At 31.9% G+C, this 22,465-nt stretch carries 25 protein-coding genes; 2 read left to right on the forward strand and 23 right to left on the reverse strand.

Annotated features, from left to right (window positions below):
• Window positions 1-10: 10 nt before the first annotated feature.
• Together H8911_RS01575 and H8911_RS01580 are read right to left on the reverse strand one after the other, a co-directional pair.
• Window positions 11-1,294, reverse strand: coding sequence for a PTS sugar transporter subunit IIC (locus H8911_RS01575; protein ID WP_186998485.1), 1,284 nt, complete (start codon window positions 1,292-1,294; stop codon window positions 11-13).
• 18 nt (window positions 1,295-1,312) lie between these two features.
• A complete protein-coding gene (locus H8911_RS01580; protein WP_186998486.1) occupies window positions 1,313-2,719 on the reverse strand; it encodes a family 4 glycosyl hydrolase in 1,407 nt (468 codons plus the stop codon).
• A gap of 633 nt (window positions 2,720-3,352) precedes the next feature.
• Here H8911_RS01580 and H8911_RS01585 point away from each other — a divergent pair.
• A complete protein-coding gene (locus H8911_RS01585) occupies window positions 3,353-3,514 on the forward strand; it encodes an IS1/IS1595 family N-terminal zinc-binding domain-containing protein (protein WP_186998487.1) in 162 nt (53 codons plus the stop codon).
• A gap of 584 nt (window positions 3,515-4,098) precedes the next feature.
• Here the strand turns inward: H8911_RS01585 and H8911_RS01590 are convergent.
• The 13 genes from H8911_RS01590 to H8911_RS01650 form a co-directional block, all read right to left on the reverse strand.
• On the reverse strand, window positions 4,099-4,746 hold the full coding sequence (locus H8911_RS01590) for a YczE/YyaS/YitT family protein (protein WP_255466244.1): 648 nt from the start codon (window positions 4,744-4,746) through the stop codon (window positions 4,099-4,101).
• Window positions 4,747-4,795: 49 nt separating this feature from the next.
• Complete coding sequence (locus H8911_RS01595; RefSeq protein WP_186998488.1) at window positions 4,796-5,581, reverse strand: Nif3-like dinuclear metal center hexameric protein; 786 nt, start codon at window positions 5,579-5,581, stop codon at window positions 4,796-4,798.
• Window positions 5,582-5,590: 9 nt separating this feature from the next.
• Window positions 5,591-6,556, reverse strand: a complete 966-nt coding sequence (locus tag H8911_RS01600; protein WP_186998489.1) for an MBL fold metallo-hydrolase — start codon at window positions 6,554-6,556, stop codon at window positions 5,591-5,593.
• A gap of 16 nt (window positions 6,557-6,572) precedes the next feature.
• Window positions 6,573-7,295 carry a tyrosine-protein phosphatase gene (locus H8911_RS01605; protein ID WP_186998490.1) on the reverse strand — a complete coding sequence of 241 codons (723 nt, stop codon included), beginning with the start codon at window positions 7,293-7,295 and terminating at the stop codon, window positions 6,573-6,575.
• A gap of 1 nt (window position 7,296) precedes the next feature.
• Window positions 7,297-8,157, reverse strand: coding sequence for a Nif3-like dinuclear metal center hexameric protein (locus H8911_RS01610; protein WP_186998491.1), 861 nt, complete (start codon window positions 8,155-8,157; stop codon window positions 7,297-7,299).
• Between the two features lie 9 nt (window positions 8,158-8,166).
• A complete protein-coding gene (locus tag H8911_RS01615; RefSeq protein WP_186998492.1) occupies window positions 8,167-8,583 on the reverse strand; it encodes a PTS sugar transporter subunit IIA in 417 nt (138 codons plus the stop codon).
• A 69-nt stretch (window positions 8,584-8,652) separates the two neighbouring features.
• Window positions 8,653-9,453, reverse strand: a complete 801-nt coding sequence (locus H8911_RS01620) for a PTS system mannose/fructose/sorbose family transporter subunit IID (protein ID WP_186998493.1) — start codon at window positions 9,451-9,453, stop codon at window positions 8,653-8,655.
• Complete coding sequence (locus H8911_RS01625) at window positions 9,446-10,225, reverse strand: PTS mannose/fructose/sorbose/N-acetylgalactosamine transporter subunit IIC (RefSeq protein WP_186998494.1); 780 nt, start codon at window positions 10,223-10,225, stop codon at window positions 9,446-9,448. Before H8911_RS01625 ends, H8911_RS01620 begins: the two co-directional genes overlap by 8 nt.
• A 28-nt stretch (window positions 10,226-10,253) precedes the next feature.
• Complete coding sequence (locus H8911_RS01630; protein ID WP_186998495.1) at window positions 10,254-10,736, reverse strand: PTS sugar transporter subunit IIB; 483 nt, start codon at window positions 10,734-10,736, stop codon at window positions 10,254-10,256.
• Between the two features lie 221 nt (window positions 10,737-10,957).
• On the reverse strand, window positions 10,958-11,650 hold the full coding sequence (locus tag H8911_RS01635) for a nucleoside/nucleotide kinase family protein (protein ID WP_222620926.1): 693 nt from the start codon (window positions 11,648-11,650) through the stop codon (window positions 10,958-10,960).
• Window positions 11,634-14,366 carry a sigma 54-interacting transcriptional regulator gene (locus tag H8911_RS01640; RefSeq protein ID WP_186998497.1) on the reverse strand — a complete coding sequence of 911 codons (2,733 nt, stop codon included), beginning with the start codon at window positions 14,364-14,366 and terminating at the stop codon, window positions 11,634-11,636. The genes H8911_RS01635 and H8911_RS01640 overlap by 17 nt, the downstream gene beginning before the upstream one ends.
• Window positions 14,367-14,369: 3 nt before the next feature.
• Window positions 14,370-15,272 (reverse strand): 1-phosphofructokinase, encoded by a 903-nt coding sequence (gene pfkB / locus H8911_RS01645; RefSeq protein WP_186998498.1) that lies wholly within the window; start codon window positions 15,270-15,272, stop codon window positions 14,370-14,372.
• Window positions 15,273-15,418: 146 nt separating this feature from the next.
• Window positions 15,419-16,153: a ChbG/HpnK family deacetylase gene (locus tag H8911_RS01650; protein ID WP_186998499.1), complete on the reverse strand. Its 735-nt coding sequence runs from the start codon at window positions 16,151-16,153 to the stop codon at window positions 15,419-15,421.
• A 125-nt stretch (window positions 16,154-16,278) separates the two neighbouring features.
• Here H8911_RS01650 and H8911_RS01655 point away from each other — a divergent pair, with 125 nt between their 5' ends.
• Entirely contained in the window at window positions 16,279-16,992 is a 714-nt protein-coding gene (locus H8911_RS01655; RefSeq protein ID WP_186998500.1) for a DeoR/GlpR family DNA-binding transcription regulator, read from the forward strand.
• Window positions 16,993-17,029: 37 nt separating this feature from the next.
• On the opposite strand, the gene H8911_RS01660 is transcribed toward H8911_RS01655, so the two are convergent.
• The 8 genes from H8911_RS01660 to H8911_RS01695 form a co-directional block, all read right to left on the reverse strand.
• Window positions 17,030-17,230 carry a hypothetical protein gene (locus H8911_RS01660; RefSeq protein ID WP_186998501.1) on the reverse strand — a complete coding sequence of 67 codons (201 nt, stop codon included), beginning with the start codon at window positions 17,228-17,230 and terminating at the stop codon, window positions 17,030-17,032.
• Between the two features lie 11 nt (window positions 17,231-17,241).
• Window positions 17,242-17,433 carry a hypothetical protein gene (locus H8911_RS01665; protein ID WP_186998502.1) on the reverse strand — a complete coding sequence of 64 codons (192 nt, stop codon included), beginning with the start codon at window positions 17,431-17,433 and terminating at the stop codon, window positions 17,242-17,244.
• An 84-nt stretch (window positions 17,434-17,517) separates the two neighbouring features.
• Entirely contained in the window at window positions 17,518-18,129 is a 612-nt protein-coding gene (locus H8911_RS01670; RefSeq protein WP_186998503.1) for an MgtC/SapB family protein, read from the reverse strand.
• A gap of 777 nt (window positions 18,130-18,906) precedes the next feature.
• Complete coding sequence (locus H8911_RS01675) at window positions 18,907-19,218, reverse strand: YbaN family protein (RefSeq protein ID WP_369410289.1); 312 nt, start codon at window positions 19,216-19,218, stop codon at window positions 18,907-18,909.
• A gap of 675 nt (window positions 19,219-19,893) precedes the next feature.
• Complete coding sequence (locus H8911_RS01680) at window positions 19,894-20,034, reverse strand: hypothetical protein (RefSeq protein WP_186998504.1); 141 nt, start codon at window positions 20,032-20,034, stop codon at window positions 19,894-19,896.
• Between the two features lie 170 nt (window positions 20,035-20,204).
• Window positions 20,205-20,558, reverse strand: a complete 354-nt coding sequence (locus H8911_RS12605; RefSeq protein WP_186998550.1) for a type II toxin-antitoxin system death-on-curing family toxin — start codon at window positions 20,556-20,558, stop codon at window positions 20,205-20,207.
• Complete coding sequence (gene rhuM / locus H8911_RS12610) at window positions 20,555-21,118, reverse strand: RhuM family protein (RefSeq protein ID WP_255466247.1); 564 nt, start codon at window positions 21,116-21,118, stop codon at window positions 20,555-20,557. Before rhuM ends, H8911_RS12605 begins: the two co-directional genes overlap by 4 nt.
• A 495-nt stretch (window positions 21,119-21,613) precedes the next feature.
• Entirely contained in the window at window positions 21,614-22,453 is an 840-nt protein-coding gene (locus H8911_RS01695; protein ID WP_186998505.1) for a PRD domain-containing protein, read from the reverse strand.
• Between the last annotated feature and the right edge of the window lie 12 nt (window positions 22,454-22,465).

Here is a 22,465-nt window from a genome sequence, read left to right on the forward strand (position 1 = left end):
ACCTCCTTATTTATTTATTCACCTGTTCTTCTTCTACATATTTTTTATCCAATGTTTTAATAAACGGATAATAAATCAAACCAGCAATAACCAAAATTACAATTTGTAATATTCCACCACGAACATCAGAACACATCATCCATCCTCCAAAGAAGAATGGCATTGTCCAAGGAACCGCAACACCAGTTGGTAATGGAACGATTCCCAAAGCCATAGAAAAATATGCAATTGAAGTACATACAATCGGAACTAATACAAATGGAATTACCATGACTGGATTCATTACCAAAGGAAGGCCAAAAATAATTGGTTCGTTCACATTGAATATTCCAGGAATTAATCCTCCTTTACCGATAGTCTTAATACGCTCAGATTTACAACATAAAGCCATTTCTACAGCTAAAGGTAAAGTCAACCCTGTTCCACTTAAAAAGATAATCATATTTGAAAAATCATTCGTTACAATATATGGTCTCAAGGCTAACGGATCTGCTTGATATACAGCTAAGTTCGCATCACGTGCTGCATACCATACAGGAGTCATAACACTTGAAACAACATTTGTTCCATGCAATCCAAAGAACCATAAGAATGAATTCAAGAATGTTGCAATCATCGTACCAACAAAAGAAGTTCCTAACCCTGTTAAAGGTGCTTGCAATAAACCGTAAATTAAATTTGAAGCCGTTTCAAATGGTGTTATCATAATTAGATAGCGGACAATCAAAAATACAATCGCACAAATCAACGATGGAATTAATGCAACAAACTGATCTTGTACAAATGATGGAATATTCCCAGGTAACCTAATAATGATATTTTTCTTTATGCATAATGTGTAAATTTCAACCGATATAATTGCAACAATGATAGATAAAAACAATGAAGATGCACCAAATTCATTCACTGATAGCATTCCATTTTCATCTAATGCAATCAATAGGAAATAAGTCATTAAAGAAGTTACAACACCTGGTAATGGAGAAATTTCGTTTTTTCTACATAACTCATATGCCGTACCAAGCATTGTAATAATTCCAATCAAGCCGAATGTAGCTGGATTTAATACGTTCCAATTCCAGTTTTGCCAAATATCTTTACCAAAAATATTTACCATTAAATTTTGGTAACTATCCAATGGAAAGTCACTAATAATACATGCAAATGCTCCTACCAATAATAGAGGAATCGTCAACATAATTCCATATTGAATAGATGATAAATATTTGTTTTGTTCAAAAAAAGCTGCAACTGGATAGACTTTTTCTTCTAACCATTTTGTAAAATTATTCATTTTCTTTTTAGCTCCTTATCATTTAAACTGTGGCCAGTATTCGCCATTTACATCAATAAATCTTTGAATTAATTTTTTCGCTAATTCAGCATCTCTAACAATTCTATTTTCAGTAAACGCTTGTAGCAATTTCAAAGAATTTTTTTCCAAAATTGCATCAACCAATAGTTTTTCGCATGCAAATTGATTTTCTAATAACCCCTTTTCAAAAGCTGGAACCGTGCCATAATTCAGTGGAACAATTTCTTCTTTTCCAATACGACATGCAACTTCTAACATCATTTCATTATCTAAGTTTGGACAAATTCCATTATTTTTCGTCATTACCAATGCAATATCGTTTGAATTATTGATAATGGATAATACAAGTTCAACTAAATAAGCGGCATGCACATCATTATCTGCGTATACAGTTGCTGCAGCTTGTGGATTGTCAACTGCATAATTTGGATTGATTTTCGAACTTATGTCGTATTCAGTTCCTTTCATTCTTCCTAATTCAGTAATTTTTTTACAATATTCAAACACCATTTTTTCTCTTCCATTAATAACTTCGTCATAACGTGTATGTTCTAAACTATAATGAGTCAATGATTTATTTGGATAAATATAATACAAGTTATATGTATTTGGTAGAGAATAAGGAAAATCGTGTAACATTTCTAAATGATTCAAAAAAGTAATTCCCCAATGATCATCCTTGCCTTTAATTTTATTTTCAAATTGTTCATGAATTTGTTCATAATGTGATTCTACATATTGTAGTAAATCAGGTAAATAATCATGACCTGTTTCCTTATCATATAAACCAGTAAACCAGCCTAAATGATTCAAGCCAAAGTATTTAGGATATATTTGTGATCGTTTCACATTAATCAATGGTAGATATGCATCTAAAACTGAAGTAGGCATATCACAAATATTTACTAATTTTTTATCATATGGAAAAATTCGCTTTGTTGCTTCCGCTACAATTGCAGCAGGATTCGAATAATTAATAATCCACGCATCTTTTGAATAAGTACGAATATCTTTTATCAAATCAATCATTTGAACTACACTTCGAACACCATATGATAATCCTCCAGGCCCACATGTTTCTTGTCCAATGCAATTAAATTCATATGGAATTTTTTCATCATTATTTCTTTGATCCATTCCACCTGCACGAATTTGAACAAATGCAAAATCAATACCATCAAATGCTTCTTTCGGATCTAAAGTATAAGAATACTCTAACTCTGGGTAATATTCTTTAAACATTACTTCTCCAAATTTCCCAACAATTTCTTGTCGATTTTTATCAATATCGTATAGTACCAACTTTTTAAGTGGAAAATCTTTCTGCATCATACACAATAATTCCATCATATCTGGAGTATAAGTACTTCCTCCACCGCAAATTGCAACCGAATATTTTTTCATAATAGTTATTTTGTTCTCCTTTTTAATATGACTTAATCTTCGAAGAATTAATCTAATGTATACAACTTTAGTATAATTTACAAAATAAAAATGTAAATAGGTTAACGGTTTTCTGTATTTTGTTGTGAAAACAGTAACCTGTTACGTATATTTAAAAAATATAATATACGACCACGTGACGTCCCCAATTAATAGTTTAACTTTGAGAACGTTAATAAATAAGCTATAAATTTGGTAAACTTGTTATGGTCAGAAAGCAAGAAAATACTTAGAAATTTTCAAATAGGTACTCACAAAAATAAAACAGAATTCCAAACATCTATGCTCAGTTATTTTTTACTTTTATGTTCTAAAAAAAGATATCTCATGATTAAAAAGTGACTGTCAAACTTAGAATATAACTGATAATAAGATTAATTATAGGCTTAACAGATACATTGGTGACTTGTCAATATAACCGACATTAATGGCGTCTATTTAAAATTTGTTGTATAGGTGTAACCGAAAGAGAGAATACACCTATGACAAAAAAATTCAAAATATTTAAACTAAGATACAATTGCTGCGTTACAATCTTTTCAAATTGAAAAGATTGATTGTGAAATCACTGATTTTTTAGATACAAGCAGTAAAATGGATACTTATCATTTTGAATACTGTCCTAAACGCGGATGTTATCACCCTCATTTGGTTAAAAGTGGCTTTGCCAACTCTGGTAAGCAGATGCTTCGTTGTAAAGAATGTGGAAAACGTTTTGTTATTGACCATGATCAGCTTACTTTTTATTCTCACTAAGATCAATCTAAATGGAATGAACATAATGTTTTTAATATGCGCCATAAACTATCGGTTAGTCAAGGTAGAATGAAGTTGAAATGGATAAAAATATACTCCATACAATCGTAAGGTAATTAAAATTGATAGAGTAGAACCGAAACATCGTGGAACACCTGCTACAAAAAGAGGCTTGTCTAATCACCAGGTATGTATCATCTCTGCAATACAGAGATTTGGTCATACAATTGCCAGAACATTAAATTATGGCAAGCCATCATCTCTAGATCTATTAAGATTTGGTGAATGTCTTGAATCAAAATCTTTTGTAATACTAGATGGTTCTAACAGTTACAACGAACTTTTAGGAAATAAGAACTGTACTAAGAAAGTGTTAATCAGTCATGAGTCTTATGATAAGTTCAATCATTTAAATACAGTGAACAGCTTTCACAAATTGATTAAAGAAAGGTTGCAAAAATACAATAGAGTAGCATCAAAATACATAAACTAAAACGGTTCCCACAAGTAAGGATCACAACTGTCACGTTGTTGTCCTCCTTATGGATACCATTTTACTTATTTCGTTATAATTCCTTTTCTATTTATCCTTGAACCAATTCAATGATTTGTGATTCAAACATATGATGGAATAAAGCTATTACTCTACCTACTCCTAGTACCGCAATTACAGTGCCAATTCCTATTCCTAATATTGTATGTGCAAATATCAGGCTGATACATATAGTCATGCATACACATATACAATCAAATATATTTTTTGTAAGACCAACACTTTTATTAAACTTTCCCGCCAATGCTTGCACAATTCCATCTCCTGGATTTGGGACAAACTGCATACTTAATGACATGGCAGCACCTACTCCTGTACAAATGATGGCCATAGCTAAGATTAGTAATTGGATTCCAAATTGATTGGATGTGGGAATATAAGTCGAATAGATATTTAATAATCTTGTAAATATTAAACTTAGTGGTAACTGTAATAAATCAGATAAAATTCTTTTTTTATTTTTTTCACTTATATGAATCCAGATTTGTATAAACACAAACACTACATATTCAATAAATGTTAAATCTCCAAAATTCAATCCTGTTATCTGTGAAATACTATAGGGTACTGAAATAATAGGAGATACACCAAGATTCGCTTTTGTATTTAGTGTTAATCCTAAAGCTAAAATAAACATTCCCACAACATATACAACTATACGTTTCGTTTTATTATTCAAAATCATCTTCCTTCCCTTAAAAAACTAGGCAAATCGCCTAGTTTTGTTTTTATTTAAAATATGAAATTTTAAAGCCTTCTTCCAAATACTCTACATCAAGATTCGGAAGCTTATCATTGAAATAATTCACCATGTTTTTTAAACCACCAATTTCACAACCAGCATGATTCACTACAATCATAGGCAAATCATGATCAATCGCATATTGAGCATCTTTGTAGTTTGTGATTCCATCATCTGCCACAATAACTACGTCTGGATTGAATTCTAACATTTCAAAGATATCCGTTCCAGCACCAGTACCAATGGCTAAATGAGATACTTCTTTATTTACATCTCCAAATACATAAACTCCCTCTTCACCATCTTCTTTTAATACATTAGCCACATGCGTTGCTAATTCTGAAACAGTTTGTTTAGGAATATTTGCAGATTGATAATATGAGTTAATCACTCTATCCTTAAAATCAAAGCCAAGTTTTTTAGCCCATACATCACTCACACCATATTCAGGAATAGAATCCCAAACATCATGACAACGATACACACAAATATTACCCTTACTTAATAAGTCTTTCTTATATTTTATAGACTCTACTAATTTAGTTTCCAAATGCGTACCCGCAGTATAGAAAATATTCTCATGAGAAACAATAAAGTTAATTCCCTTTTCCAATGCCTGTTCAATCACCCTATTTGTAGCCACCCAACAAACACCAATCTTCTTTACTTCTTGATCATCATCACCAAATAAAACACGATCCCTTGTACAACGATTCCAACGTACCCAAGTACCCTCACTCTTTAAACATTCAATTACGTCTTTAATCTTCATGATTAATACCTACTCAGGAATTACAGCTTCAGCAGTATATTTTAAATCGCTACCCATTTGATAAATAAAACGAGCATACATATCTGTGCCATAAAAATCTACTTTTGTATCATACCAATCCGGATGTGCAATAATACGATTGGCGGTATCCATAATATATTGAAGTGTTTTTGGATGTAAATCAATCGTTCCATGACCAGGGAAAAGACCTGACACTTCTTCAATTCTTGGCATAAAATCTTGAATTGCATCTCTTAATGAATTGATTGTACAGAACTGTGGATATTCTTTATTATCACCAAACGCACTTGTTACATCTCCAATAAAGAAACATCCTGATTTATGATCTAAAAATCCTGATTGCCCTGCCGTATGACCTGGTAAATGAATCAATTCAACAACATGTCCTTGTCCTAAATCAAACAAATGATGATTTTCCACTCCAATAACTTCATAAAGCGTATAAGGTGGCAAATCCTTTTTATCAAACCATGTATAACAAGGTTCTTTATTCTCATCCAAAATGAAATCCAGTGTATCTTCAGGTTTTTGGTGTTCTTGAATCGTCTTTTGATCTGCATAATGACAATACACTTTATCAAAATGACTATTACCTGAAATATGATCCACATGAGCATGTGTATTACAAACAATAACTTCTTTATCACCAATTAATTTATGAATTAAACCTTTTAAATCACCCAATCCAAAAGCAGTATCAATTAACAACGCTTTTTCTGGTCCATCAATTAAATAACACCACATTTCAGCAGTACGAATACCATCATAGAAAATACAATATACATCTTCTCTAAATTTATAAACTTCTGCATATGGATTAATTTCTGGATAAAATTGCTTTAAAGTACTATATTCACGCAACACTTTTAAAAATGACCATCTTGATGGTTTTTCTTTTTCTGGATTCAATAATTTTGTCTTTAAATCCGATTTGATATATCTAGGATCCTGCATATTCGTCCTCCTATTTTTAGATTACATATTTTTTAAACAATAAATCACGATTCAATTTATATTCCGAATCAAAGTATTCTTCTAATGAATCATACTTTTGTAATATGGCTTCAAATGAAGATTCCAATAATTCAGTATGAACCGAACATACATACATCAAAGTATCTTTTACTGGTTGTGGATAATCAGACTGTAGTAATTTAGGCATTAAATGATTTTTAACCGATTCATTACTCTTTAAATAATCATCGAATATTGTTTGTTTGTCACAACCAAACAAAGATAAAACCAATGCTGCAAATATACCCGTACGATCTTTTCCTCCACCACAATGAAATAAAATGCCATCATCTGTTGTTTCCATTAATGAAAACATGTTTTGGTAAGCCGTATTTGAGAAAGGAATAACTTTATATCCATTGACTATAAAAGAAGATAAACCAATTATTTCCTCCGTAGAAGATTGTTTTGTCACAAGTCTAGGAAAATAAAAATCATTGATTCCTGTTTCTGGCATTAAACAACACCAATTATGACGCGTAAATCTTGGATCACACACATAGTTATCTTCTTCTCTTTCTGAGTCTGAACGAAAATCAATTATTGTACGAACACCAAGATTATAAAGTTCATCCCAATCTTCTTTTTGAAAATCAAATGGAGCTTCTGAACGAAATAATTTCTTTTCTCTTATTTTTGGATATACATCATGTAAATCTCTAAAATTTGAAAATCTCATATTACTTCACAATATATTTATAGTTGTCACCACTCTGTTTAAACCAAGCAGGAACATGACACTGAGCAGCCTCATCCAAATACGTTAACATATATTCCATTCCAGGCTCTTCCAAGTTAAAGTGTCCCATACCTAGTGCAACACGATTCTTATCTAAGCAGCCACTATCACGAATATATTCTGCATAAGTAAAATCAATCAATTCCATAGTTAATAAACAGTCAATATCACTCTTATCCGTATTCACAATTTGTTCTTTAGCATCACCAAATACATGGAATAATACAGCAGCCTTTTTAATTTTAGCCTGATCATTTCCAATTAATTTAATACCATTCAAATTACAAGTATCAACCAATTGCTTAGCTAAATCTGTAGCCTCAATCGCATGATCAAATTCATATGCTGTAGAACACTCAAGCGTATCATCCATTGAATTTACTGTGTTTTTGATCATCTTATCCCAATTCATCTTCTTAGCTAATCCAAGGAAAATACCATCAATATAAGATCCGTTATATGGAATTCCTGAATGAATGTAATCATGATTTCTCCAAACCACAATTCCATGATCATCCAACAATTGTTTTTTCTCTAAATATACTTCATTTTTAGATTCTTCTAGCCAATCTGTATGATCACCATGATTCCAAAACAAGGCTTCATGACAAATAATAAAATTAGCACCTTTTTCAATCGCAAAACGAATTACATCCACACTAGCCCAGCAAGTCGTTACAACACCTGTACACTCTTGATTGGCATCCCCATAAAGAATTTGATCTCTCGTAGTTGCCTCATCAATCGTTCCATATCCTTTATGATACTTTTTAATATTTTCAATCATTTGATTAATTAGCATAGTTGCCTCCTATTCATCATCTTCATCAACACTAGCAGCCATTTTATTGACATACACCAATTGATTTTTACAGTCCATTAATACTTGTTCTACTTTTTCAGAAGTTAAACACTCATCTTCTGGAGCTAAAACAAGAGATAAAGCCATAGGCAAGTTCATTCCACAAATCACATGAACTTTGTCTGACATGTAAGGATAGAATTTTTGATAAACACTTCCTCCCATCATGTCAACGAGTACAACAACTTCATCTTCATCATCAAAAAAAGCAAATAATTCAGCTACTACTGTGTCAATGTCTTTTGTTTCATCATCCAAATATGCATTAATATCATAAATAGTCTTTGTTGCTCCTGTTAAAAAATCAACAGTATCTTTCAGCCCATAAGCCAATTTATGATGAGATGCAAATATAAATCTTCTCATTGTAATCCTCCCCTATTTCTTCACAAATAAATAGCTAAAGGAGCGCTTCTCCTTTAGCTACTTTTGTTATTAAGCAGTAAATATTCCAGTTGCAGCTCCAACCCAAGATAAAATGATGATGATTAAAATCATTTTTGTCATCTTCACTTGTTTTTTATTCATGAAGAAATAAATTAAAGCAACTGCGACAACTGGTAATAATTTAGGCATTACTCCATCAATTAAATCTTGAACATTCATTGTTACATCACCATTTGTGAATGATAAACCTGTTGACAAGTTAACAACAGAAGCAATCAATGCCCCAACAACAGTTAAACCTAGTACAGAACAAGCTTCAGTAAATACAGTGATTTTTTGACCTAATTTAGTAACAACATTAATACCCATGTTGTATCCCCATTCAACTTCAAGAATACGAATAGCTAAGAATGCGAATGTGAATACAGCCCACATGATGATACCTAGAGGATTTCCTTGCATACCCATACTAGCAGCAATAGAACCGAAGATTGTTGGAATCATTGCCCAACCAATTGTATCACCAATACCAGCTAAAGGACCCATGATACCTACTTTAAAGTTATTTACAGCTTCTAGTGAATCAATTCCACCCTCGTCTTCAATACCTAAAGCAGCACCCATAACAAATGGTGAGATCCAAGGCATTGTATTATAGTACTTCATTGCATTGTTTAATGAAGCTTTAAAATCTTCATCATTTGGATACATTTTACGTAATAAAGGATAAACTGCAAATGCATAAGAAGGAGCTAATTGTGTTTCATAGTTAAAAGTTGAAATACCAATCAACCAACGTTTAGCGGCCTGACGACAATCTTTTTTAGTTAAAACTTTTTCCTTACTCATCTTCTAGATCTCCTAAAGAACTAGCAGCACCTGCTGGAGCAGTTGCAGCTCTCATTTCTTTTTTATAAACTTCGTAAGCAGCAGCTAAACCAACTGCACCTACACCTAATACTGGAACATTTAAATAAGCTGTTAAAACAAATCCAATGATTAAGAATGACCAATATTTAGAAAGTGGCATGTACATCAATAACATTGCCATACCTACACCAGGAAGAACACCACCAGCAACTGATAAACCAGTTGTGAACCATGCTGGCATGAAGTCTAACACTGCATTTACAACTGTTGGACCAATCGCAACACATAAGAATACTGGTAATGCTGAACATAAACCATAGAATAAAGGTGATACTTTAACTAAGTTTAAGAATGATTTGAATTTACCTTCATCAATTAAACTCATTTCTTTGTGCATTAAGAAACCATTGAAAATTTTATAAATAACATCGAAGTTTACACCTAACATTGCAACTGGAAGACCAATTGCTAAACCAGCTTCCATTCCACGTCCTGTCGAACATGCAATAGCCGTTGCAATAATAGCAGCTACAGGATAATCCGGCATTGAAGATCCACCAACAGCTACAACTCCCATAGACATTAACTGAAGTGTTGCACCAATATATAAACCTGTTGCAGCATCTCCCATGATCAGTCCTACTAACCAACCACAAACAATTGTATTAAACGCAAACAATTGAAGGGTCACAGTATCAGTCATTTTCCAATACGCGACCAACGTAATTAAAATAATTTGAACGGCAGTCATAATTTTTTACTCTTCTCCTTTATGAATTTTATAAGCTGATTTTTGAAGTTAATGGCTCAGCCTTATCCGTAGTTGTAAATTGAACATCTACTTTTGTACCATTTTCAATTAACTTTTTGTATGTTTCCTTTTGTGAATCCAAAATACTAGCTCGTGAACTTACTGGAGTTCCCTCTGTCTTATTGTTACGAGTGATGCCCACTACGATACGAGGAATCTTTTGTCCAGCTTCTTGTAAGCGCAAAAATATTTCAGGCTTTTCACAAACAATGAAAACTTTGTGACTATCATATTTTCCAGCTTTGAAATTATTGATAGCTGTTTCCTCAGTGATGATAGAACAAGCCATACCTGCTGGTTTTCCTAATCGCATGCTTTCTTTAATGACAGGATCATTTGCAGTCTTATCATCAATAACCATAACACGTTGTGCTCCTGATTGAGGTGCCCACATAGTGGCTACAATTCCATGCAATAAACGATAATCAATTCTTCCTAAAACAATACTCATATTAATTATCTCCTTTCTTGTTTTCACCCTTTATATAGCAAAAGTCGTGCCAACTTGTGTCTTTTGAATCAAAATCATTCATTTTAAGCCTAATAAAGCGATTATTTTATTCAAAAATTTTTTAAAATTATTTTTTTAACACTCTAAATTCCATCCACAGACACTAATCACAGACACTAATTTCTATTCTGTCGTTCGTTTCTATTCTAAATTAAAAAGAACTACCTTGTCGATAGTTCAATTTCAATATTTGGACACTGTTTAGAATTCAATACATACTGAATATTCTTAGAATCCGATTGCTCATAAAAATGAATGGCTTTATCCAGTCCAATTGATAAACTCTTTCGCTTTATCAATCTCTCTTTTAGTATACTTGGATCTACATTTAGAAATACTGAATCATCACACAAAGGTAACAACTCATTCCAAGGTGCATCTTTAGATAATAAATAGTTTCCTTCAATTAGTACTATATCACTTTGAATATACACCTGATTTTCAATTGGATTATGAACCATTCGAGAATATATTGGCCAGAAACAATCTTCCTCTTTTGTTTTTAAAATATAAGATTTTAATTTTTCTACATCAAACGTATTACGACTCCCTTTTTCATTCAATAAATCATGTTTTTTCAAATAATCATTATAAAAATGAAATCCATCCATTCCAATTGTTTGAAATGTACAAGAAGCATTTAATGATTTAAATAACTCTTCTAGAAACAAAGCCAAAGTACTTTTTCCACTCCCTGGACAAGCTGCCAAATATACTATGACTCTTTTTTTCTTTGTTTCATATATATGAATCCATCTTTTAAGTAATGGAATCAATACATCATTTATATCATTTGAACTGTAATATGCATTTACTTCATTGCCATTCACAATGAATTTATTCATCATCTTCATTTGATTGTGACTCTTTCATGTTATTGATGTACATATAAATATATTCCGCTTCTTCTACAGGAATATCTATACGATAATACTTTTCTACTTTTTGGAATGACTCTTTTAATTGGTAATAAAATTCCTTAAACAACAAAGAACACTCGTCGATTGATTTTGTATATACATCAATGCCTTCTTTCAATACAAGTCTTTCAATCAAACAACAAATATGTACATATAATCCAAAACAGATATTGTTAGAGAATACTATGTTCATCTCCCTTTGAAGAACATTCAATGAATCCGCTACATATTCCAATAACTTATCTGGATTCAAGAAAGTCAAACTCATAATAATATTCGTTAAAGAGAAGTTCTTTAATAAGTTTTGTTGGAATTGATTCATTTCTGCAGGTGTAATCATACCTTCAAAATAAGTCCATAGAAAATCGAATGATTCATTCATAATAAAGTTTTCTAGAGAGACAAACTTTAAATTAGGAATCTTAGGATCTAATGTTCCAATTATACAAATCACTTCATAACGATCAAAGAAATCCGATTCCAATTGATTTTTTACCAACGTAGAATAATCATACGTCAAGACTTTAACAGGAATCTTTTCAGGTAAAGACTCCTCTAAAATCTCTTTTAATTTTTCAGCCGTACCCATTCCCGTTGCACAAGAACATAAAATAATTTTTTCTTTTTCTTTGCGTTCTGTAATTTTGTAATTTGTATCCAACATTCCAATAGACTCATCAAAAATGTGCTTCAATGGCTCATTTTTACTTATGCCCTCACCAACGAACAACGCAAATTTAGTTGAAACATTATTTGCGATGGCAATGTTAAAATTGGTTATATGTGATAAATGATCATATATTTTTTCTAAAGATCCCATATCCACCAATAAAATCAAATCTTTTATTTTCGTATATCTATCAATAAAAGACTTTAACTTAACCAATATTTGGTCTGTTGTTGTATCCAAAGGCATATCAATTGCCTCAAACACATATTGCCCCAACATCTCATTTACACTGGAAGCTATTGAAGAAGCTGTCGCATATCCATGGGCAAGTATCACACCTACTCTTTGTTGCTGTTCAGATAATGTTAAAGCTTTAGATAAATATAACGCTAAACACGACAAGAAGAACTCATTCACATATAAATTTAAATGTGATTCTATCAATTCATTCATTGCTGAAACAAGTTTATATTCATTCACATAATATTTCTTGATTAAACCAATAAAAACATCATAAGAATCTGTATTTAATTTAGAGTATGTAGAATAATTAGAAAAATAATCCACTAAATACATACAAATCACATTAATATCTTTATCTTTTAAATTACATCGATACTTTTGATTCACCATTTCAATGATTGCTTTTAAAGAATCAATAATATTTATGTTTGAAGCATATAGTTCACTCTGATCAGAGAATAAAATCTGATTAATTTGTTTACTTACATGTAAATAAATATGATCAAAATACTCATCAATCAAGATTTCATTATTTTGAAGCTTAACCGTCCATTTATCTACTTCTTTTAATACCGTTTTATCTGTATCCTTTTTCGATTCCTCTTTTAATTGATCAATTGTCAACACATGATGTTCCATAAAAGAAATCGTGCGATTCGCAAAATTCAATGTATTCGGTAAATGTAAATTATTAATTTCGATATATTCTTTATTCTTATTCATAAATAAAGCTGTCATACATGTTTGTCGAATACAGTTTTCTAATTCTCCAACATTCCCTTCAAAAACAGTATTTAATAACGTTTGATAAGCCAATGAAGAAATTCTAATTTCCTTTTGGATTTGTTTTGATTCATATTCCAGTAAATAAACAATCAAATCCGCCTTTTCCTTTAATCCACGCTGTTCCAAAGATGGTATATGAATTTGAATAGGTATACGTCTTAACAATGTTTTCAATAAAGCTTTCTTTGGATCTTCTGTTGTCGCAAACACTAAAAACACATTTGAATGATAAACATTTTCATTATCACCAATCTGCCTGTAACTTCCATTATCCATAAACAAGAATAACTTTTCCTGGCATTCAGGTTTTAAACAATGCACTTCATCTAAAAACAACACACCGCCATCCGCTTGATGAATCAAGCCAGGATTATCATGGTCTGCACCAGTAAAAGCTCCCTTTTTATATCCGAATAAATAGGCGGTTAAAAGTTCTGGGTTATTGGCATATTCTGAACAATTGACATGGACAAATTCAGCATCCTTTTTTAAAATCCCCTGATTGATTCCATACTCATATATTTTTCTTGCAATCAAACTCTTTCCTGTTCCTGTTTGCCCATACAATAATGTTGGTAACCCATTAGGTGGATAACTAATACTAGCTTTACAAGTTTCAACAACGCCTCTTAAAGAACCATCATATCCATTCAAAGCTTGAAAATCTTTTTTATCTTCCACTTCTAAAAATTCCATTAATTCTTCAATAGATCCAAAAATATTTTTAGGAAGAGAAGTATTATATTGTTTTGAAATTACTTCTTTATCCAAAAAGAGTACTGGGCGAGAATTAATTTTAATTAAAGCCCCTGTATTATAGTAATCATTCAAATTTTGTGAGACCCAATTTCGTGAAAACCCCAATACTTTACCTACAATAAGCGCACTGTTTTTTTCATATTCTCCACTAATTGTATTTTCCTTTATATACTCACTAAGTTTTGTTTCCATAATCTACTCCAATGTTTTCATGGCCTCCATGATTTGCGGATATGTTGCTAAACCAGAATGGAATGCTGTTGCGCCACCACAAGCTGTCGCAAGTTTTAATGCTTTAGAGTAATCTCTTTCTTTTAACACACCTGCTATAAAACCAGCTACCATTGAGTCCCCGGCACCTACTGAATTTACAACCGTACCTCTACAAACTCCTTGCTGATATATTGTACCATTTTCATCAATTAAAATCGCACCATCTTTTGCCATTGAAATTAATACATTACGAGCTCCTAATGACTGTAATTTTTTTCCACAAGCTACAATATCCTCTTTATTTTTTAATTTTATGCCAAAAATTTCTTCTAATTCTAAGTTATTAGGTTTAATTAAGAATGGATGATAAGGTAATGTCTTCATCAATAAATCTTTTTCTGCATCCACCACAAAATCAACACCCTCATTTAAAACCTTAATAACTCTTTGATACGAATCTGATTGAAGACTCGATGGAATATTTCCTGATAAAATCACCATATCGCCTTTTTTAAATGTTTTAACAATTTTCAATAATGCATCAAAATCTTTCTTTTCAATCACTGGACCTTTTCCATTAATTTCTGTTTCCTCATCCGATTTCATCTTAATATTTATTCGGGTCATTCCTTTTTCAACTTCAATAAAATTTGTGTGAATACCCAAACCATGCAAACCATCCTTTAATGCTTTACCTGTAAATCCACAAATAAATCCCAATGCTGTACTAGGAACTGATAATTCATTTAATATACATGAAACATTGATTCCCTTTCCTCCATAATACACATTTTCTGTTTTGTTTCGATTAATTTGACCAGCTTTAAAATGATCCACCTGGATAACATAATCTAATGCTGGATTAAAAGTTATTGTATATATCATACTTTACCTTCGCTTTCTATACTTACAACCATAACAGTCTCATCTAATGCAGACATTCATGTACTTTATAAGCACAAAATCACCGCAATATCGACTGTGCGCATGAGTGATTTTGAAAAAAAGTTACATGTTAAATGGGCCATGCACTATACCTCATCATATGTATATAAATGAATGTTATTTTCTTTTACATATGCTTTTAATTCTTCACTCGTTAAAAAATCCGCTTCTAATACTCTAGGCATTGTTAGACTGGAAACCGATAAAATATATTGATCTAAGTAACCAGGATGACAAACCATCATATTAAATCCATCTTTTGCCTCATCGACCATCTTTTTAAAGGATACCATTGGATCATAACCAGGAAACATACTGTCCATATACATATGCATATCTTGCCCATTCACCTTTTCACATCCCATAATCAAAGTTTTTAAATTGTGCCGATTCCCCACAATTTCAATGGCCCTATTTAAGTTTTCGCTCATTACAGCATGCGCCTCAAAATAAGCCGGTTCTTTTCCTGTTATTTCTTTAAAACGATTATATTGCGCTTCCACTTCAAGAATAGCTTCATCTAAATTCACAAAATCTTCTTTTGTGCTACGATACATCTTGCTTGTTTTAAAAGTTCCATCTTCATGGACTAAACTTGGAATACTTTCAGAATCGCTAATAGGGTTTCCCACACATACATTTGTATGTTGGCCTAGACAAATATCATAATCTTTTACTAATTCATAACCATGAAGACTGTCTGGCATATTGACCATAAATCCAATATTCTTAATAACACCATTCTTTACTGTTTCATAAATACCGTAATTTATCGCTTTAGAAAATCCTAAGTCATCGGCTCTTACCATTATTTTTTTCATATTGTACCTCTTATTGTTTCTACTAATAATTTAATTAATGCCATTTAAATACAAAAACAATCAAATATCAATTGTTTTAAGAAAACAATCATTGTATTTGATCGTTTTATATTTATAATTGAATTATGGTAAAACAAGAACGATGGAAAATCATTATCGATTTATGTCAAAAGAATAAAAAAGTATATAACGAAGATCTAAAAATCGCATGTAAAACTTCCATTGCGACAGTTCGAAGAGACCTTCAACAAATGGAAGATTTAAAACTCGTACAACGATTCCATGGTGGTGTAACACTGAACCCTGATGCTAATGAACTTCCTATGGTTTATAGATCCAATGAACAAATTAGTGAAAAAACATGGATAGCTAAACAAGCAGCTCTTCAAATCAAAGATAATCAAACGATTTATTTGGACGCTGGAAGCAGCACTTATGAAATGATTCCTTTTATCCATAGTAAAAATATCACTGTTGTCACAATTGGAATTCCACACCTCTCCCTATTAATGGAAAAAGATATTCGAACAATCGTTCTACCTGGTTTTATCCGTAAAAGTACGGAAGCTATCACGGGTGCTCAAACATTCAATCAATTAGACAATTTCTATTTTGATTGTGCTTTTCTAGGTGTTAATGGAATTCATGAAAAAGCTCAAATCACTACTACAAACGAATGGGAAGCTGCTGTTAAAGAAAAAGTTATTCATCAATCAAACAAAGCATTTATTCTCGCAGATCAAACTAAATTCAATAAGATCTGCCCAGTAAAATATGCGAATTTAGATGATGTCATATGTATCAGTATGATCAAACCATTCAAAATGAAATATCTATAAAAACAGAGGTTGTAACAACATAGCTGCAACCTCTTTATTATTCCTTCATGCCTATCTCTTTTTCAAACTCATCAACAATCTTCTTAATCTCAACCAACTCATGATTGAAATCATCAAATTCATCCACTAAAACCCTTACTTCTTCAGAATCTAGTACTACATCACTACAAGTATTATCAGCCTGTTTTAATTTTTGAAATACTTCGTCCAACAATTCATAATCCTTATCACTCAACATGATCCATACCTCTAATTCAACAAACCAGGCTTATCCTCATCATCATCAAACATATCAGGCAACATATCCATAATATCCTCTTGATTCTTTAATATGATCTTAATCTCTGCACGATTCAGCCTTACACTACTCTTAGTATTTCTAGCACTCCTAAGCTTATTAAATACTTTCTCTAAGAAATCAAAATCCTCAGCTGTCATCATAATAACACATCTCCATCCTATAGTTTGTTTATTACACACAATGATACATAAATGAAAAAGGGAACAACATTGTCTCTTTATCAATTAGAGAATAGATATTTTTGTTACTGCATCAATTGACATCAAATCCTGATACAATTCATTTTTATGTTCAATCCACCTATTATTTGTATCAAAAGTCATTAAATCTAGATTCCTATCAATTTTTATTTCATTGACCTCTATACCATACTTCTCAAATATTTTATATATTTCATCTTTGTCAGAAACAATATTTGTCTGAATCAATACATTAGGATGATCAATTTGATTAAAGAAAGGATAATGAAATATCTTTTGAAGAACGACTAGAAATAATGTCGCAAAAACACCAATAAAAATCAATCCAGTACCAATACATGCAGCTATGCCAGAAGTAGTCCACATTCCAGCTGCTGTAGTGAGCCCTTGAATCAAATCATCTTTCACAAAGATTACGCCAGCACCAAGAAATCCAATTCCACTAACAATTTGTGCTGCCACTCTAGCTCCATCCGCCGTCGACACATCAAAAAACGCATATTTAAAAATAATCATAAACATTGAAGATCCTAGTGCAATAATCGCATGTGTTCGAATGCCCGCCGATTTATTTCGACTCGTCCTCTCATAACCAATAACACAACCACATAAAGTAGCCAACACGATACGAAACATCCAATTTATATATTCTTGTTCTGAATACAAAATATCATCCCCAAAATTGACATAATTAATTTGTTTTTATTTGCTCACTTTCTCTTTGAGAAGAACAAACTCCTACCCCAAAAATTTGGCAATTCAAATTGAAAACATCTTAGAATTATAATACCATCCTAAATCAAACAAATTTTTCTCAGAATATATAAAACGTTATCATCCAACACATCAAAAACTTTGTCATTTTTTGAATCATTCAGTCTTTTACGATAGAACTCTTATCCATTCATTACGATCTTTTTCAAACTCACCCACTAACACTCTTACTTCTTCACAATCCAGTACTACATCACTACTATTTTAGCTTATTCAATACACATTCCTACAATTCATAATCCTCATCTGTCATCTACCTTAAGCATCATAAAAGCCGTCACATTATGCAACGGCAAGTCTTCTATGAAACTTATATATATGAATAGCTAATAAGATTATTAATACAATCGACACTGTTCTATGAAGAATTAATATCATTGGATATTCAACCATAATCAATCCTAGTATCCCTAAAACAAAGGATACTATGGTTAATACAATACTTCAAATCCAATCTCTTTCTATATAGAAAAACATGAATCAAAGCCAATACTAAGAATAATGTAGAAGCCAATTTATGAACTATGATTCCTGTAATTGGAACCATAATAGTCAAAACAAAGCTAATTGCGAGTAAATAATTCAAAACCCTTCTCATATAGTCTTTACTCCAAATGTAAAATAAACCATATGAAAAATCTAAACAATCAATAAAACAATATTGCCAACCACAATACCCTTCAATCCCATCATGATAAATCCAATGCTCATTAATAAAGTTACTGAACACATAATACGAAGCTTTGCTCGTTTCGTCATACCACTCTTAATATTATTCTCTTCATACAACTTCGTATTCTTAAACCAACCATCCAATCTTTTACTTGATTTTGCAAAACAAAAAGCTGCAAGCAACACAAAAGGAACCGTTGGAAGAATCGGTAATATTACACTAATAATCCCTAACCCTAATGATATGCATCCAATCATGATATATAGAATCTTTTTCACTATGCCTCCAAGTTAGAAAATACTAACTCTTGTTCCATAAAAGAAGCCATCTCTTTGTTAGAGGTGACTAACCGATGATTATACTACTGAATTTAAGCCTTGTTGTCAACACAATCAGTTTAGACATGCGCTCCTTTATCTGGTTTAATACGCTGCGAGTTGGATGAACGAATGTCTTTTATTTTTTCTATAATAGTGTATAGCATCACACTATCAACCAACAGATTTGCATAAACATTCCTTTATCGGTATAATACAGATGCAGAAAGACTACTGGATACAGTGGTTGCTCTGAAATCATTCTAATGCTAAGGCACTAGTCAATTCCTTTGCGATTGGGCGGACTAGTGTCTTTTGCATTTTTCTATAATCATTAACATAAGTCGTAGTATTTCTACTAGTACCATTAAACACATGGCAACGTCAATATAAAGATAAATATACATATGACAACCTCCTACAATAAACGGAATCGAGCCGAGAACGCAAGCTAAATTACTTTTAATTTCAGAGGTACCACCCTACTGTACACAGTAGCCAATTCCAATTATAAAACTTCAATGTGAAAACATTATTAAATCGCATGAATTTCTAAAAAATTTTTATAAACATTAAACAAGTCACCCGGTTATCAGGTGACTTGTTATATTAAATATTACTTTTCTGCAATTTTCTTTATTTTATCTGCGATATGCTTAGCGTCCAACTCATAGTATCCAATAAATCCTTAGGATTACCACTTCTGCCAAACACATTTTGCATACCTAACATATATTGTCTGCATACGACTCCTTCAGGTGCAAGTACTTCACTCACTGCACTTCCAACCCCTCCACCTCTTGTCAGAGATGTCTAACTGATGATAGTTTTCCGAATTTAAGACTTGTTGTCAATCTTGAACAACCCTCTTTTTAAATCACAACACCCTATCAAAAGATACTAATTTACACGAAATAATGTCTTTTAAAATTCACATTTCAAAAAATTCATGACAAGTTTGACCATCGTTTCCTTTTCTTCTGGTCTAGACTCGCAATCATTAATGTAATTGCAACTAAAGCACTGTCTGAAATAATCTGTTTTCCATCGATAATCAGATGTTTATTCTTATTTAGAAATTCCAAGAATATGGATGCACCAATACGTTTGCAACCATCCACAAAAGGATGATCTTTGATTAAAAAGTAAAGTAGGTTTGCAGCTTTTTCTTCAATACTTGGATACAATTCAGTTCCAAAAACATATTGATAGATAGCCGCTAAGATTCCATTAAGCTTTCCATACTCTTTTTCAACACCAAACACATTTGAATAGTTTCCATATTTCATAGAATCAATCAATTCACGACTTCTTCGTAGGTTAACTGATAAACAGAAGCAATGTCATCCGGTTTAGGAATCGTTCCATGATCATAATCATCTAGAAGAGTTAATGCATTCGAATAGGCATCAACAACATTCAACACTTCTTTTTCTTCAATGTTTAAAGCAGAAGCAAGCATTCTAGACTGTATTTGGATAGTTTTATCTAAAGCCTCAAGTTTCTTTTCATTAACTGTAAATCCCTTTATCATATAGTCCTTCAATATAGATGTTGCCCATTTACGAAAGATAATTCCGTTTTGTGATTTTACTCTATACCCAACGGAAATAATTACATCTAAAGAATAAAATGGAACAGATTGCTTAACTCCAACAACACGCATTTTTTGCGTGTTGTTCTCTTTTTCAACTTCTCGATCTTTAAATATGTTATTAATATGCTTACGAATTGTTTTTGCATCACGATCAAACAACAATGCCATTTGATTCGCAGATAACCACACAGTATCTTTATCTGGAGTTACCGTAACGTCTAATTCTAAATTTCCATTATTAAACTTAATTATTTCATTGTTCATGTCTACCCCTTCTCCTTATATTTATATGACCTTTATAATAATTAACAAACTCTAATCAAAAGAACTACCTCATTTGCATAATCCTCTATTTATAGCTATAATACAAATACAGAAAGACTACTGGATGCAGTGGTCCATCTGAATTATTTTATGTCAAAAGACACTAGTAATTCGTGGCTCAATACGTGAACTAGTGTCTTTTACATTTTTCTATAATTAATAATGCAATTCTTAGTATTTCTACTATGACCATTAAACACATGGCTACATCAATGTATAGATAAATATACATACAACACGTCCTCCTGCAAAATCGGAATCATCGAGAACTCAAGATATCATCCTTTTCATTCAGAGGGTTCACCGTTACTACATCCAGTAGCACTTTTAATTATAAAGAGTTCATGTGAAAACAACATTAAATCCAGTAAATTTATTGTTTTTTTTCTCGATTTAAGAAAGATAAAAGAAAAGGTAGAACTAAATTGCTTAATTCTACCCTTTCATAATACGTGCTATATGAACAACTAAGAATGTTACTTCTTCATTCGTTAATGGAGTACCATACTTTTGTTCTAAGAAAGCTTTAATTTTTAATGCGACGGCCATCTCTTTTGGATACGCACTCTTCATTTGGTTATACAACAAATCATTTTGATTATTCAACATACTATTTGTGAAATATCTTTCGACAAAGAACTTAATGTGTGTGACAAAACGCATATAGTGAGCGCTCTGCCGATCCACATTTCGATTCAGCGAAAAAATCACAATATTGATAATTTCACCAATGACTTTGGCATATTTCATCGTATCATGACTCTCTTGTTTACCCATTGTCGCATTCGCAAAATGGAAGGCAATATTGGCCGCCTCTTCTTCAGGAAGTGTAATGCCAAGCTTTTCCTCAAACATATAGATAGCCATTAAACCAGCCTTGAATTCTTTTGGATAATAATTTTTAATTTCCCAAAACACGCGATTGGTAATGACAATCCCATCGCGAACTCTTTGCACCGCAAAATTCAAGTGATCTGCCAAAATCAAGTATAGACTTTTATTGAACTCACACTCCAAAAGCTTTTGTGCCTCCACAATGATTTCTTGTGTAATCGTCAAAATATCGATTGGAATATCATCCATCAATTCTTCAAACTGTTTAGACTTTGTGTTTTCCACAGGAACAAATATCTGATTTGAAGCACTTTGATCTATGCTTTCACCAACCTTTTTGCCATAACCAATTCCTTTACCAAGCAGGATGAACTCATTGTTCTCATGATCACTCACAAGAACGACGCTTGAATTTAAAACTTTCTTAATTACGTAATTCATTTCCCTGCTCCA

Source organism: Holdemanella hominis, assembly GCF_014306155.1.
In the GTDB taxonomy this organism is placed as follows: domain Bacteria; phylum Bacillota_I; class Bacilli_A; order Erysipelotrichales; family Erysipelotrichaceae; genus Holdemanella; species Holdemanella hominis.

Excerpts from the sequence above, each read along its gene's own strand:
- H8911_RS01665 (WP_186998502.1), bottom strand. The coding sequence starts at position 17,433 with ATGATGACAGCTGAGGATTTTGATTTCTTAGAGAAAGTATTTAATAAG.
- rhuM (WP_255466247.1), bottom strand. The coding sequence starts at position 21,118 with ATGAACAATGAAATAATTAAGTTTAATAATGGAAATTTAGAATTAGAC.
- H8911_RS01660 (WP_186998501.1), bottom strand. The coding sequence starts at position 17,230 with ATGTTGAGTGATAAGGATTATGAATTGTTGGACGAAGTATTTCAAAAA.
- H8911_RS01640 (WP_186998497.1), bottom strand. The coding sequence starts at position 14,366 with ATGGAAACAAAACTTAGTGAGTATATAAAGGAAAATACAATTAGTGGA.
- H8911_RS01670 (WP_186998503.1), bottom strand. The coding sequence starts at position 18,129 with ATGTTTCGTATCGTGTTGGCTACTTTATGTGGTTGTGTTATTGGTTAT.
- H8911_RS01610 (WP_186998491.1), bottom strand. The coding sequence starts at position 8,157 with ATGCTAATTAATCAAATGATTGAAAATATTAAAAAGTATCATAAAGGA.
- H8911_RS01605 (WP_186998490.1), bottom strand. The coding sequence starts at position 7,295 with ATGAGATTTTCAAATTTTAGAGATTTACATGATGTATATCCAAAAATA.
- H8911_RS01585 (WP_186998487.1), top strand. The coding sequence starts at position 3,353 with ATGGATACTTATCATTTTGAATACTGTCCTAAACGCGGATGTTATCAC.
- H8911_RS01595 (WP_186998488.1), bottom strand. The coding sequence starts at position 5,581 with ATGAAGATTAAAGACGTAATTGAATGTTTAAAGAGTGAGGGTACTTGG.
- pfkB (WP_186998498.1), bottom strand. The coding sequence starts at position 15,272 with ATGATATATACAATAACTTTTAATCCAGCATTAGATTATGTTATCCAG.
- H8911_RS01625 (WP_186998494.1), bottom strand. The coding sequence starts at position 10,225 with ATGACTGCCGTTCAAATTATTTTAATTACGTTGGTCGCGTATTGGAAA.
- H8911_RS01695 (WP_186998505.1), bottom strand. The coding sequence starts at position 22,453 with ATGAATTACGTAATTAAGAAAGTTTTAAATTCAAGCGTCGTTCTTGTG.
- H8911_RS01615 (WP_186998492.1), bottom strand. The coding sequence starts at position 8,583 with ATGAGAAGATTTATATTTGCATCTCATCATAAATTGGCTTATGGGCTG.
- H8911_RS01650 (WP_186998499.1), bottom strand. The coding sequence starts at position 16,153 with ATGAAAAAAATAATGGTAAGAGCCGATGACTTAGGATTTTCTAAAGCG.
- H8911_RS01635 (WP_222620926.1), bottom strand. The coding sequence starts at position 11,650 with ATGAAGATGATGAATAAATTCATTGTGAATGGCAATGAAGTAAATGCA.
- H8911_RS01600 (WP_186998489.1), bottom strand. The coding sequence starts at position 6,556 with ATGCAGGATCCTAGATATATCAAATCGGATTTAAAGACAAAATTATTG.
- H8911_RS01575 (WP_186998485.1), bottom strand. The coding sequence starts at position 1,294 with ATGAATAATTTTACAAAATGGTTAGAAGAAAAAGTCTATCCAGTTGCA.
- H8911_RS01580 (WP_186998486.1), bottom strand. The coding sequence starts at position 2,719 with ATGAAAAAATATTCGGTTGCAATTTGCGGTGGAGGAAGTACTTATACT.
- H8911_RS01630 (WP_186998495.1), bottom strand. The coding sequence starts at position 10,736 with ATGAGTATTGTTTTAGGAAGAATTGATTATCGTTTATTGCATGGAATT.
- H8911_RS01655 (WP_186998500.1), top strand. The coding sequence starts at position 16,279 with ATGGTAAAACAAGAACGATGGAAAATCATTATCGATTTATGTCAAAAG.
- H8911_RS01620 (WP_186998493.1), bottom strand. The coding sequence starts at position 9,453 with ATGAGTAAGGAAAAAGTTTTAACTAAAAAAGATTGTCGTCAGGCCGCT.